At 41.2% G+C, this 13,881-nt stretch carries 9 protein-coding genes and 3 pseudogenes; 7 read left to right on the forward strand and 5 right to left on the reverse strand.

Annotated elements, in window-relative coordinates; all coding sequences use genetic code 11:
• Positions 1-99: 99 nt before the first annotated feature.
• Both nifB and FBB35_RS15035 read right to left on the reverse strand, forming a co-directional pair.
• On the reverse strand, positions 100-1,545 hold the full coding sequence (gene nifB, locus FBB35_RS15030; protein ID WP_174713648.1) for a nitrogenase cofactor biosynthesis protein NifB: 1,446 nt from the start codon (positions 1,543-1,545) through the stop codon (positions 100-102).
• Positions 1,546-2,597: 1,052 nt separating this feature from the next.
• Positions 2,598-4,220, reverse strand: a complete 1,623-nt coding sequence (locus tag FBB35_RS15035; RefSeq protein ID WP_254625950.1) for a sorbosone dehydrogenase family protein — start codon at positions 4,218-4,220, stop codon at positions 2,598-2,600.
• Positions 4,221-4,946: 726 nt separating this feature from the next.
• Here FBB35_RS15035 and FBB35_RS15040 point away from each other — a divergent pair.
• The 6 genes and pseudogenes from FBB35_RS15040 (at position 4,947) to FBB35_RS15060 (ending at position 10,769) form a co-directional block, all read left to right on the forward strand.
• On the forward strand, positions 4,947-8,765 hold the full coding sequence (locus FBB35_RS15040) for a HEAT repeat domain-containing protein (RefSeq protein ID WP_174710331.1): 3,819 nt from the start codon (positions 4,947-4,949) through the stop codon (positions 8,763-8,765).
• A 256-nt stretch (positions 8,766-9,021) separates the two neighbouring features.
• On the forward strand, positions 9,022-9,267 hold the full coding sequence (locus FBB35_RS15045) for a hypothetical protein (protein ID WP_174710332.1): 246 nt from the start codon (positions 9,022-9,024) through the stop codon (positions 9,265-9,267).
• 189 nt (positions 9,268-9,456) lie between these two features.
• Positions 9,457-9,630, forward strand: a pseudogene (locus FBB35_RS34705) (type II toxin-antitoxin system HicB family antitoxin).
• 32 nt (positions 9,631-9,662) lie between these two features.
• Complete coding sequence (locus FBB35_RS15050) at positions 9,663-9,917, forward strand: hypothetical protein (protein ID WP_174710333.1); 255 nt, start codon at positions 9,663-9,665, stop codon at positions 9,915-9,917.
• A 9-nt stretch (positions 9,918-9,926) separates the two neighbouring features.
• A pseudogene (locus FBB35_RS15055) lies at positions 9,927-10,094 on the forward strand (HNH endonuclease); the annotation flags it as partial.
• A gap of 198 nt (positions 10,095-10,292) precedes the next feature.
• On the forward strand, positions 10,293-10,769 hold the full coding sequence (locus FBB35_RS15060; protein ID WP_174710334.1) for a hypothetical protein: 477 nt from the start codon (positions 10,293-10,295) through the stop codon (positions 10,767-10,769).
• A 269-nt stretch (positions 10,770-11,038) separates the two neighbouring features.
• Here the strand turns inward: FBB35_RS15060 and FBB35_RS15065 are convergent, their stop codons facing one another.
• On the reverse strand, positions 11,039-11,635 hold the full coding sequence (locus FBB35_RS15065; protein WP_174710335.1) for a Uma2 family endonuclease: 597 nt from the start codon (positions 11,633-11,635) through the stop codon (positions 11,039-11,041).
• Positions 11,636-11,881: 246 nt separating this feature from the next.
• Here FBB35_RS15065 and FBB35_RS15070 point away from each other — a divergent pair.
• A pseudogene (locus tag FBB35_RS15070) lies at positions 11,882-12,072 on the forward strand (hypothetical protein); the annotation flags it as partial.
• 110 nt (positions 12,073-12,182) lie between these two features.
• On the opposite strand, the gene FBB35_RS34710 reads toward FBB35_RS15070, so the two are convergent.
• Positions 12,183-12,722, reverse strand: a complete 540-nt coding sequence (locus FBB35_RS34710) for an IS630 family transposase (protein WP_254625604.1) — start codon at positions 12,720-12,722, stop codon at positions 12,183-12,185.
• A 23-nt stretch (positions 12,723-12,745) separates the two neighbouring features.
• On the reverse strand, positions 12,746-13,141 hold the full coding sequence (locus FBB35_RS34715; protein ID WP_254625668.1) for a transposase: 396 nt from the start codon (positions 13,139-13,141) through the stop codon (positions 12,746-12,748).
• Positions 13,142-13,881: the final 740 nt, after the last annotated feature.

The raw sequence follows: 13,881 nt of genomic DNA on the forward strand, positions 1-13,881 counted from the left end.
TCCTTTTTTGGGATTGGGTATTGGGTACTGGGTATTGGGTACTGGGTACTGGGAAAATTCTTTCTTAATTCCCAGTCCCTAATCCCCAGTCCCTAATCTCTAATTCCCTAATTCCTTAACGTATTGCTCGTAAAACTCTAAAGCAACCTTCTCAATTACGTCGTAAGCTTCAACAGTCTTGATTCCAGCTTCTTGCAATTTTTCTTGAGGACAGTTACCAATCTTGGAAACTAAAACTGCTTTGCAATCTGCGATCGCTTTCATAATATGCTCAAAGGAAGCTTCTTCGCCGTATCCACCTTGGCAGTATTGGTCAATTTTGCGATGGCTGACAAAGCGAACTTCGTTTCCACCCACTTCGTAAATTTGGAATTCTTTCGCATGACCGAAGTGTTGGTTAACCAATCCGCCGCCTTTGGTTGCTACTGCAACTAAAACTTTTGGACTATTGGCAATTTTCTTACCAGCTAGTGCCTTATCTTTAGCTACTTTAAGTTCTTCTTTAAACTTCTCAATTCCTTCGTGAACAGTAGCGCGTTGTTCCATGTCATATTCGGGAGCCATTTCCAAGAATTTCTCTTTGGAAAACTCTTGACTGCGGTCTTCTCCCAATAATCCGACTGCATCGGCACGGCACTGGCGACAGTGACGCATCATTTTCATGTTACCAGAGCAGTTATCTTGAACTTCTTTGAGTTCTTTAGGTGTGGGGCCGCGTTGACCGGTTAAACCGAAGTGTGTACCATGTTCTGGTGCAGAAATCAATGGCATGATGTTGTGCAAGAATGCACCTTTCTCACGGATGACTCGATTCACTTCGACTAAGTGCTGGTCATTAATTCCGGGAATCATCACGGAGTTAACTTTGCACAAGATATCAGCATCTTTCAGGGCTTGCAATCCTTCCATCTGTCTTTCATGGAGGATTTTCGCACCTTCAAGACCTCTGTAACGCTTGCGTCTGTAGTGAACCCAAGGATAAATCTTAGCACCGATCTCTGGATCTACCATGTTAATGGTGATCGTCACGTGATCTATATTTAATTGTTTAATGCGATCGATGTAGTCAGGCAGCATTAAACCATTGGTTGATAAGCACAGCTTAATATCTGGTGCTTGCTCTGCAATCAACTCAAATGTGCGGAAGGTTTTTTCTGGGTTCGCCAATGGGTCGCCAGGGCCAGCAATTCCCACGACTGTCATTTGGGGAATCTTGCCACCAATGACCAAAGCTTTGTGTGCAGCTTCTTCTGGTGTTAGCAATTCGCTAACTACTCCAGGACGGCTTTCGTTAGCGCAATCATATTTGCGGTTGCAATAGTTGCATTGAATGTTGCAAGCAGGAGCAACTGCAACGTGCATCCGGGCATAGTGGTGATGAGCGTCTTCGCTGTAGCAGGGATGTTTAGCAATGCGTTCTTGGAGCTTTTCGTCCCTTTCCACGGTGGTGCTGGTGGTGCTATCGCAGCCGCAACCACCTGATTTTGCTTGGGTTGGCGATTCCGTAGCGTTGGAGTTGAGGAGTCGTGTAGACGGTGATGTCATTGAGTTTCGCAAAAGGTCGGTGGACTTGGCTGCCACTGTGGGAGATGCTGTTGCTACTCTTTCATGCCCAGAATTGAAGTCGCGTCTTCCACACTGCCTGCAAACCCTTGGGTGAGGGCGACTTGTTTTCAAGTCAGGCAGACGATAGATATCTGATGTTCGGCTGGTGTGTGTCAACGTTCGGTTCTTGGGTAGAATTTGTGCTTACAGCCGCGACTTCTCTTCACTTCAGGCATGGTGCTATGTCATCCCTCCACTCACCCTTCGCTTTGTTTTGTTTCAGAGCGTTAGGTGATTGGCGATATAAGATTTATAGCAGCTATCTCCCAGCCAGATGTTGCGTCTCTCTAGGATAGAATTTATTGGATTTATTACTTTTGTACTCAAATACTAAAAACCCTAATTCTTCAAGCATTACAAGAATTAAAAAAGTTTTTTTCAGGTAGGGGTTCTAGTATTTTTTGGTTGGGGTTCTAGTGTTTATAGATAGGGGTTCAGGATTTCTTTGTACTCAGCTAAAACTCAATCTCAGCAAGGAATTTAATCTAATTCTAACTGGATTTGAGTTATTAAAATGTGTACTCAGATCGCCCTCAATTTCCGTCAAAAGCAAGATATGCCAAGGGGTTGAGGGTGAAAAACTGGAGTAGTCTACATCGTTCTACTCCAGAAACGTGCGAAATTCAATTCTGTATCTAACATATCATTTTTTTGAGGGTAAAAATGCAATTCATATTTATTTAATTTTTGCTTTGACAATCATATTCAATTGTGGTTCTAAGTCTTGTCTGATAAGCGATGTGAGGTAATGAAAATAGGTGTGTTGCTGCATATCATTTTCAAAAAACTTAACTTTTAACTCTTTTTTTTCATTCCCACAATGAGGAGATGGGTAAGAAACTGTTGGATTTTGTGTTTAAGAGAAACAACAAACTATAATCTAACATGATTGAGCGATCGCAATGAATTTTCTGAATTGCTCACTACAAACCTTAACGAAAACCCCCTTCCCAAAACGGGAAGGGGGAAAATTTAAAATCCGGCAAGTGGTGCTACTTGACCTCTATAAACGAGATTATGTTATCGAAGTCAGCCCCAACGGATTTATAATCACCAGCGCTAAACTCACGGCATCGACCACCAGTTTCATGTTGGCAGACACGTACTATGGTACCTGATGGTACACTTAACGAGCTTATAGCGTCATTTCCCACAACCTTTAAGTCACCTTGGTTGGCTTTGTATACTCCTGGAGTTGTAGAAAAAGACTGGGAAACTCCAGCAAAATTAGCATCTCTGTAGACCTTAACCACCTTTGCTGACGGCGTGTAGGAGAGCTTGTAGATGGTGCCGCTATAATCATCCGAAATTAACAAATTACCTTGTTGATCGACTACCATATCTACGGGTCGCCCCCAGATTTCTTGTGTTCCTGGAACTAGCCAACCGTTGACTAAATCCATCTCCTGCTCTGGAGCCTTTGTGCTATTGTTCCAGGGAAAGTAAGCTATTTTGTAGCCCGTTTTCTTCTGTCGATTCCATGAACCATGCAGCCCCGCCACTGCCCCATTTGAGTACTGGCTGGGAAAGTTAGTATTTTGTAGGAATGTTAGTCCCAAGGGAGCGGAATGGGCTTGGATACCCTTGCTAATCCTGTCCATTGCATTGCAATTGACCTTGCCATTAGCATTGAACTCATAGTCGCGGTCAAAGGGCATATTGTTCACGCCATTTGAAGTATCAGGATTGGGGTTGCAAAAAGGCCAACCGTAGTTACCACCATCTCGGACTCGCGTAAACTCCTCTGGTGGGTGGTTGTCCACGTAGGAAGGGATAATCTTACCGTAATTGCCACTGCCATCGTTGAAAGGATAGGCGATGTTATCTCGATTATTAACAACTACCCAAAGGTCATTTGTGTTAGGCAAGAATGCTAATCCTTCGGCATTACGTAAGCCTTGGGCAAACAGCCGCCGATTGCCTCCGTCTGCGTTGTATTGGTAAACTGCACCACGCACTGGGTTACTGATAGTATCTTCTTTGCAGGCATTGCAGGTAGAGGCAATGGACACATACAGTTTGTGATTGGCATCAAGGGCGATGTTTTTCAGTTCGTGACCATAAGCGCCTTTAAGTTCCCCTGTGCTGCTGTCGGGTAAACCAGTTACAACAATTTGACGATTTTTTGCGGTTAAATCTCCAGAGTTGTAGATAAAGCGGTTAATTTGATGAGTTTCAGAGATATAAACGTATGTGGTGTTGTTTATCTTATGAAACACAATGTCGTGTGGTTTGCGTAGACCCGTTACGAAGTCAGAAATAATTGGGTCTTTGCTGCCATTTGACCGGACAATTAATACTTTATTCTCACTGGGTTGTGATACTAGAAGATCCCCATTGGGAGCAACTGCCATAAAGCGAGCTTTGTTTATACGAGCATAAACAGCGATGGAGAAGTTGGGGGGTATTTTCAAGTAACGGTTAATATTGAAAGGTGCATAGTTCATGCTACTAGGCACTTTCAGCTTGATTTCAACAGACGCAGCAGGCGGTTGGGCCAACGCTGCGGGGGAAAAAACCTCCAGGGATATTAAACTCGCAACTGAAGGGATCAAACTAACTAGCGACGCAGATAATATGCGTCCGAGCATTGGTATTTGGTTTAGGGAAAACATAACCATTCTTAACTTTTCTCTAGCCTGGTAGTGATGTATCTCACACGTAACTCTCGGCTAGCCGATTTTTCCGAGAGTCAAAACAAAGATTACTCAGGGTACTTGTTTTTGAAAACACTTCGTTAAATATCTTTATATAGTGCATATACTGTTATCTTTCCTAACTCATCAAAAAATGGGTGAACCAAGAGTTGCAAAGAAAGGCATAGCGATCGCTCTTTTCAACTAAAATAGTCCTCAAAACCAACGGAATTATCATCATTGCACATAGCCAAAAAACCTTGTATAGACAGTCTTACAGCATTATTCCCCTATCAATAAACTAAATTGGTGTTTGAAAAACAGTAAGCGTTCAAGACTTGGTTTTCTCAAAGAATTGATTGAACCTGGTAAAATCCGTTTGGTGATTGAGCGCACATATCCCTTGGTATAATTAGTGGCAGCTCGTGGTTATAGCGAGAGTGAATGTGCAGTGGGGAAAATTGCCTAGGTGCGACCCGTCGTAAACATCGCAGTTAGCAATTGATCTAAAAAACTAATACGAAACCTAATCCCCTTCCTTATGCGGAAACGGGGAAAATTCAAAGTCTCTCTCCTAAAAGGAGAGAGATTTAGAGAGAGGTTCTTCAAATACCTGTAATATTTCCGCAATAACCCTGAAATCTGGAAACATTACTTAAGTTACTGTATATACTCGTAATCAAAATCTCAACAGAAGCGAGTATTATGCCAAACTTCTTAGTTATTTGGGGTGTAACTCAGGCCGCCGGGTTGATTTTTAAACCCATTTTGGAAGACTTAGCCAAGGATGCTGCTAAAGATTGGGCTAAAGATTTATTAAAAGGCATCCCTGGCAATATTTTAGAGAAACTTAAGAAAGAAGACATAGAAATCGCTGCTGGGAAAGCTTTAAAAGAATTTTTACAACTGGTGCAGGAAGATTTAAAAGGTGGAGAACTTTCTGAAGATGAAATCAAAAAGTATACGCAGCCGATAAAGCAATTTCTCAAAGTTCAAGAAGTCAAAGAAATTTTGGGAAATGCCTTTAAAGATAATAATCCAGCTATAGATACTAATAGATTACAAGAAATTTGGGATAAACTTAATGTTTCAAATCCGTTACCAGATGATTTTAACTGGAAGCGGGTTGCGAAGAAATATCTGCAAAAGGTTAAAGAGATTATTCAAGGTATTCCTGAACTCAGAGATATTCACGATTCCCAAAATCTGGATAAAATCAAAGACATCTTAGAAGGCAATGCTCAGAAAATTACCACATTTGATTTAGTTAAATATCAAGAAGGAATCCGCGAACGCTATGGCAATCTCAAGTTAGATAGTTTAGATACTAGCGGTTATGCCTATAATGAACTGAAATTATGGCGGATTTTTACTGCTCAAAATGTCCGGGAAACTCATCAAGTTTTAGCACAAGTTCACGAACTGCCTAAAGAACATCTGAGACGGCTACGAGAAAACGACCAAGTAGAAGCTGTTGAATTAGAAGAATTAGAACGCCACAAACGGGTTTATATTGAACAGCCGCTCCATTCTGTTTTAGATGTTGTCAATAAAAAGCAAGATTATAAATATATTGTCATTTTGGGCGATCCTGGTTCCGGTAAGTCTACATTGTTGCAATTTATGGCTTTGAATTGGGCTGAGTCACCACTGGATAATGTTATGTCTTTACCAATTCCCTTGCTAATTGAGTTACGCACTTATATGCGGCGACGGGAAGATAAAGAGTGCAATAATTTTCTCGAATTCTTCCATCAATGTAGTGGTGCAATTCATCATCTTAATCAGCTTGAAGTAGATAAACAATTAAAAGCTGGTAATGCCTTAGTGATGTTTGATGGTTTAGATGAGGTATTTGACCCTGGTAAGCGAGAGGATGTAATTACTGATATTCATCGCTTTACTAATGACTATCCTGATGTGCAGGTAATTGTCACTTCTCGGATTATTGGCTATAAACCGCAACGATTGCTTAATGCTGAGTTTCGCCACTTTATCTTACAAGATTTAGACTCAGAACAAATTCAGGATTTTATCTACCGTTGGCATCAGTTAACTTTTACCGATGCTGTAGATAAAGTCAGAAAACGGGAACGGCTAAAAAGAGGAATTGCAGCTTCCAAATCTATTGCAGAATTGGCGGGAAATCCTCTGCTGTTGACGATGATGGCAATTCTTAATCGGAATCAAGAGCTACCAAGAGATAGAGCCGAGCTTTATAATCAAGCATCGCGGGTACTGCTACATCAATGGGATGTGGAGCGCGTTTTGATTGAAGATAAGAGGTTAGACCCTAAGACTATTGATTATAAAGATAAGCAAGCGATGCTGCGTCAGGTTGCTTTTCTGATGCAAACTGGTGATAAAGGTTTGACTGGTAATTTGATTAATGAAAATGATTTAGTCAAAGTTCTGACTGATTATCTCAAAACCATAGAATTTGATAAACCCAGAGAAGTTGCAAAGGTGATGATTAATCAACTGCGGACTCGCAACTTTATGTTATGTTTCGTGGGTGCGGATTATTATGCTTTTGTGCATCGGACATTTTTAGAATATTTCTGTGCTTGGGAGTTTGTTTGGCAGTTTAAAGAAACGCAAACGCTGACTATTGAGAAACTTAAGAATGAAGTTTTTGGCAAACACTGGCAAGATGAAAGTTGGCATGAAGTCTTGCTGCTAATTGCGGGAATGATTGAGCCAAGATTCGTTGGCGAGATTCTTGATTATTTAATGGCACAAGATGGCGAAGAGGAAAAGTTTGTCAATCTCTTTTTAGCGGCTAATTGTCTTGCAGAGGTGAGAAATCGCTCGGCGATCGCGTCAACTGCTACTAAATTATTTAACAAGCTACAAGACCTAACTAAATATGACCTCTGGTACTATTACAACCCTCAGCCACTTAATGGAGAAGAAACTAAGCTAGTACAGAAAATTTGCACTCAAGCAGTCACAGCAATTGCAACGACCTGGCAAGAATCTCCTAACACCAAAACCTGGCTCAAAGAACGCGCTACCCAGGATGATTACTACTATGTGCGATATACAGCAGTCCAAGAATTAGCGAATCACTTCAAAGATGACCCCGACACCAAAACCTGGCTCAAAGAACGCGCTACTCAGGATGATGACAATGATGTGCGATATACAGCAGTCCAAGAATTAGCGAAGAATTTCAAAGATGACCCTGACACCAAAACCTGGCTCAAAGAACGCGCTACACAGAATGATGATAACCTTGTGCGATATATAGCAGTCCAAGAATTAGCGAAGAATTTCAAAGATGACCCCGACACCAAATCCATTCTCAAAGAACACGCTACCCAAGATGATAATTGGGATGTGCGACGTACAGCAGTCCAAGAATTAGCGAAGAATTTCAAAGATGACCCCGACACCAAATCCATTCTCAAAGAACACGCTACCCAAGATGATAATTGGGATGTGCGACGTACAGCAGTCCAAGAATTAGCGAATCACTTCAAAGATGACCCCGACACCAAATCCATTCTCAAAGAATACGCTACCCAGGATGATAACAATGATGTGCGAATTGCAGCAGTCCGAGAATTAGCAAATTACTTCAAAGATGACCCCGAAACCAAATCCATCCTCAAAGAACGCGCTACCAAGGATGATGACAATGATGTGCGGATTGCAGCAGTCCGAGAATTAGCGAATTACTTCAAAGATGACCCCGACACCAAATCCATTCTCAAAGAATGCGCTACCCGAGATGATTACTACTATGTGCGATATGTAGCAGTGCAAGAATTAGCGAATCACTTCAAAGATGACCCCGAAACCAAATCCATTCTCAAAGAATGCGCTACCCAGGATGATTACTACTATGTGCGATATGTAGCAGTCCAAAAATTAGTGAATCACTTCAAAGATGACCCCGACATCAAAACTTGGCTCAAAGAATGCGCTACCCATGATGATAACCTTGTGCGATATATAGCAGTCCAAGAATTAGCGAATCACTTCAAAGATAACCCCGATATCAAAATCTGGCTCAAAGAACGCGCTACCGAGAATGATGACAACTATGTACGATGTGCAGCAGTCCAAGGATTAGCGGACAACTTCAAAGATGACCCCGACACCAAATCCATCCTCAAAGAATGCGCTACCCATGATGATAACCTTGTGCGATATATAGCAGTCCAAGGATTAGCGGACAACTTCAAAGATGACCCCGACACCAAATCCATCCTCAAAGAATGCGCTACCCATGATGATAACTGGGATATGCGACGTGCAGCAGTCCAAGAATTAGGTAAATACTTTAAATATCAGCTTGAGTTGTTTAACATCTACCACAACTGTGCTGTTAATGACCCCTTTGAGCGCAAGGAAGAGGATGAAACTAATCCTCGGCGCATTGCACTAGAAATAATTCTCAAGCAATTTCCTCAGCATGACCAGACTTTACCACTGTTGCGCGATCGCGCCGAGAATGATCCAGATGAGCAAGTGCGGGAATTTGCTCAGAAGAAGTTAAAGCAGTTGGAAGGGTAAATGTAAGCTGATTTACTATTCACAGTACAAACCGCAAAAGAAAGGCTTACTATTATCCATGTCACAATTGAGGAACAGACGATCAACCCAACTAACGAACAAGCCTTAGCCTGTCTCCGTGTCTGCCAGATGTTGTCAAACACCTATCGGAGTATTGAGCTATTTCGCTTTGATGACCAAACCGGAGTTGTATTTATCTTTGTCAATGAAGAACTCCAAATCATTGTACCCGCTAATGGAAACTGGAGGTTTTTAAATGCGACCGAATTTTGAAGCAATGACTAACAAAGAACTAATAGCTTACGCACTTGCACACCGGGAAGATGTCGAGCCTTTGCGTGTTTTGTATGGCCGCCGCACTCCTGACTCAGAAGCAACATGGTATGGGCCAATGGTAGCTGAAGACGGTACGCCAATAGAAGAAAATATTCGCATTGCAGAAGAAGCAATTAGACAACGTATTGAGCAAGCAAATCAAAGCAAGCAAGATTCTCAAAGTTAAGAATAAAAGATGGGCTAAAAATTATGAACAATACAGAAGTTGCCTAAATCCTTCATGAACAACGAAATCCCCGACTTCTTAGAGAAGTCGGGGATCTGAGTCTTGTGATTTTCACAAATCAAATAGGATTGTTATATGAAATATACAATTATTATTTAATGGTCAGAAGAAGACCAATGTTATGTAGTTTTGCTACCTGAGTTTACCTATATAATGTAGCCTTGTACTCACGGAGAGACTTATGAAGAAGCTTTGAAAAATGCTCAAGAAGTTTTAGAAATGCTGATTGAATCATCTTTAGCTGACGGTGAAACTCTACTAGAGCCTAAAACGCTAGGAAAGTCGTTAAAAGTAGCGTTGTAAATTAGTAAAATTAAATAAAAATAGGTAATCTCATGACTACATCTGTAAATACAGCCAAAGTCTACGATGAAATTATAGAGTTTATTGCTGCTGGAACCACTCCCCAAAGTGTTATCGATTTCAAACTATCAGATGCGGCTAAAGACCGTTTAGAGGATTTAGTTTATCGGGCAAAAACTGAAGGTCTTACTGGAAGTGACCAGCTAGAGTTAGATCATTTCCTCACGCTAGAGCATATTATGAGGTTAGCAAAAGCAAGAGCTAATCAGTACATTAACCTTAAGTGAATATTCAAAGTGTCTCGTCTATATATTAATGCAGAACTGCGGCGTTTAGTTTGCGATCGCGCCGAGCATATTTGCGAGTACTGTCTTATCTCCGAAGTAGATAGATCGTCGGGTTGCCAAGTTGACCATATAATCAGTGTCAAAAACGGCGGCGCTACAACACCAGATAATCTCTGCGAAGCCCGTCGTAGACATCGCTAGAAGAAATTATTCGGGATAATCAATTAGCTAGTTGTATTGTGTGCGTTACGCTGCGCTAACACACCCTACTAAACTAAAAATTACAACAAAATGTGCGATCGCATCTACCAATGGGAATTATATACTTAGCAACTATTGCTACCTCACCATTAGAACTCCCAAGGTAAATATATAATGGCCTATCAAAATATCGCAGCCACCCTTTCGCCACAAGATATCCAAGAAATTAAAGCCGCGCTACAGACAATCCAAAGAAAGATGCCCTTTCTGATTACTCTCAGCACTGAAGAACGGCGTAAGTTAGTAAAAATGGGCGATAAAAGCCTAGCTTTTGTAAACAATAGCATCACTGCTGCTCAATCGAACCGCGAAATCCTTCCAGCCACTTTTGATGTCGAAGAACTTGTCCGAGATTATCAATTAGCCGCAGCACTGACCGAACTTTTAACTTCAATGCAGCAACTCACCGAACAGGTAGATGATACCCTAATGGCTGTCGGTAGTGAAGCTATGACTAGCAGTTTGACTGTTTATGATTACGTCAAGACTGCATCGAAAAAGACTCCAGGTTTAAAGATTGTCGCTGAACAGTTGGGCGAACGCTTTAAAGCTATCAAAGGTAGACCTACTAAAGCTGCATCTGGTTCTTGAGTCTTTGATACTCATTAATAAGCCTTTGAACTCCATTAATGAGTCTTGGAACTCCATTAATGAACCTTTGGACTCCATTAATGAGTCTTTGATACTCATTAATGAGTCTTGGAACTCCATTAATGAGCCTTTGAACCCCATTAATGAGTCTTAGAACTCCATTAATAAGCCTTTGAACCCCATTAATGAGTTTTTGAACCCCATTAATGAGCCTTTGAACTCCATTAAGGAGTCTTGGCAGTTGCAAATTTACTGCTAATAACTTTAGTTCAGGTTACTTTAGTTATTATCTGACTATATTCAGTCACAGCATCATATTGGTCAGTCATTAGCGCATATTTTGCTAATAAATCCAAATCCAAATCAGGCAATAAAGTACTTTTAGAGACTTTTGTATAGCTGTCACCTTGCAAACAATAAACTGATAATAAACCATCTTCCCAAAACCAAACTTCAGGTACTCGCAACCGCCGATAAATTTCTAGCTTATTAATTCCGCCACTCGTGACAGTTATTTCCAAAATTAAATCGGGGATAGGTTTTTTTGTGCCTAAATTATAAGACTCATCTGGTTCTCGTCGAGTTTTGTCTTCCTGTTTACCTATAGTTGCACTTCCCCGTCCATAAAAGCGGATATTCTTTGCCCGCAGATAGACTTCCAGCAACATCGCCAGAGTTTTTTTATGATCCTCATGGTCGTCAGAAAGTGGGGACATAATTTCGAGAATCCCATCTAAATAAGTTAGTCGTGCGCTTGTTCCTGCAAGGGCGACATCAAGCTGTTCTAACTGTTCCCAACTGACATTGTACAGAAGAACGTAGGAAGTCTCAGAAGTCGAAGGTTTTTCCAGGACAGGGGAAGACATATATTAAACCATAGAGTGGTTTGTTTCTATCATAAAACTAAGATGAGATAGATTCAGATAATCTTATTTAATCTGCGATCGCGGCAATTATTCCGGCGTTAGCGGAGTTTAACGTACCCCTACGGGGAAACAAGCTACGCGTAGCGTTTCGCAGAGAAGTTATCGCTTAAGCACGACTTACTTCTGGTAGAAACTGCAAAATACTGTATAAATTACGTTTTTCCGCTCGACAGGGTTGCTGATGAGCAACTCACCAAACAGGTAGATATACCCTAATGGCTGTTGTTAGTAAAGCGATGATTAGCAGTTTGACTGTTTATAATTACGTCAAGACTGCATCGGAAAAGACTCCCGGTTTAAAGACTGTGGCTGAACAGTTAGGCAAACGCTTTAAGGCTATCAAAGGTAGACCTACTAAAGCTGCATCTGGTTATTGAGTCTTTGATACTCATTAATGAGCCTTTGAACTCCATTAATGAGTCTTTGATACTCATTAATGAGCCTTTGATATTCATTAATGAGCCTTTAATACTCGTTATAGCGGTTATCAGTCTTGTGAGGTACAGTAGCAGCAGTGAGTAAACCAACCCAGCAAATTCTCTATTGTCACTTCTGCGAATGCCGTATCTAATGCCTGGAGTAAATCAGGGTATGTCCTTGCACCGATGCGACGGAGAATGTTCTTAATCTTGGACCAACAATTCTCAATCGGTGAAAAATCGGGAGAATAGGGGGGGAGATAAATGAGATGAGCGCCAGCAGCGATGAGCAAAGCTTCAAGTTCATCACTTTTATGGATTGAGCAGTTATCCATGATCACCACTGCACCAGGCCAAAGTTTGGGTACGAGCTTTTGGGCGATGAAGGCATCAAAAGTCAAAGCATCGATAGAACCTAAGCCACTCCATTGGGTGAGCAGTCCTTTCAAGCTAATTGCACCAATTACCGAGACATTTTTCCCTTTGCGGTTGGGCTTTTGAGCATAGGCCCGAAGGCCAGGCAAGGCGCGGGCACATTTGCGGATGAAGGACAGATTAACTCCCGATTCATCTAAGAAAATCAGCTCTTCGACGGGTATCCCCCTCAAGAGTTTCCAGTACTCAAATCGGGCTAGTTGGACTTCATCACTACCTTTTTTTGTGAGGTGGAGACTTTTTTTTTGAGGTTGAGGTGAAGTTTCCAGCGAACCATCCGATTCACCGTAGCTACCCCAATTAAGACCTCTGTTTTCTCGTAAAGTCGTTCCCGCAATTCGCTTAACGTCGCATCGGGCTGTGCTATGACGAGTTGGCGCAGGATTTCTAACTGTTCAGCATTCAACTTTGTTGCTGTCTGCTCAGTCCGCACCTTGGGGCCTATCATCCCCAATTCTCGATGGCGTTTGAGTAAATTTTGCACAAAACTTAAGGTGACACCAAAGTTTTTAGCCAGTTTTCGTTGGGAAATGTCACCGCAGGCATAAGCATCAACTATTTTTTGACGCAAGTCGAGAGAGTAGGCTTTCATCACCACCAATTATCAGTAGAATTGCTCTCTCCTACTGTACTGAAGTAGACTGATAACCGCTATAATGAGCCTTTAAACTCAATTAAAGAGTATTTAAACTCCGTTAATGAGTATTTAAACTCAATTAAAGAGTATTTGAACTCCATTAATGAGTATTTGAACTCCATTAATGAGCCTTTGAACTCCATTAGTAAGCCTCTACAAGTTTCGTGGCTAGGGTAGCATAGCTTTACGCCGCTACAGCAATCAGCAATTATTTAACTGCTATGAGAATATCTACCTATTATGCCGCTCTAAGATTTTGTGTTGGCTATTCCCACACATCTATATAATAAGAAAACAGTCGCTACGAGCTATAACTATATTTTGAAACGTATATCTGCATACAGACAGCAAATCCTAAAAGAAAATAAAGAAACCTGTCTTTCGCCCAACCAAATAATAGGATACTAATAGTAGTAGCATATACAAAAAATGCATTTATAGCTTCACATAACTCATATTTGAGTGCATCTGAGTACAACTTAATATATTGCAAAATATCTTGACGAAATCTTAGCAAAGGCTTACAGGTAAAGTTTCTTGTAGCGTGAACAGAAATTCTTAACCCCCGCCCTAAAAATACTAGTACCCCTATCGTTAAATACTAGCGCCCCTAACCCCAGACAAATTTTAACTTTATGTTAAGTCGGGGTTTTGGCGTTTGAGTACAACTGTAATCAATCCAATAAATCCAATCA

The organism is Nostoc sp. TCL240-02, assembly GCF_013343235.1.
Classification (GTDB): domain Bacteria; phylum Cyanobacteriota; class Cyanobacteriia; order Cyanobacteriales; family Nostocaceae; genus Nostoc.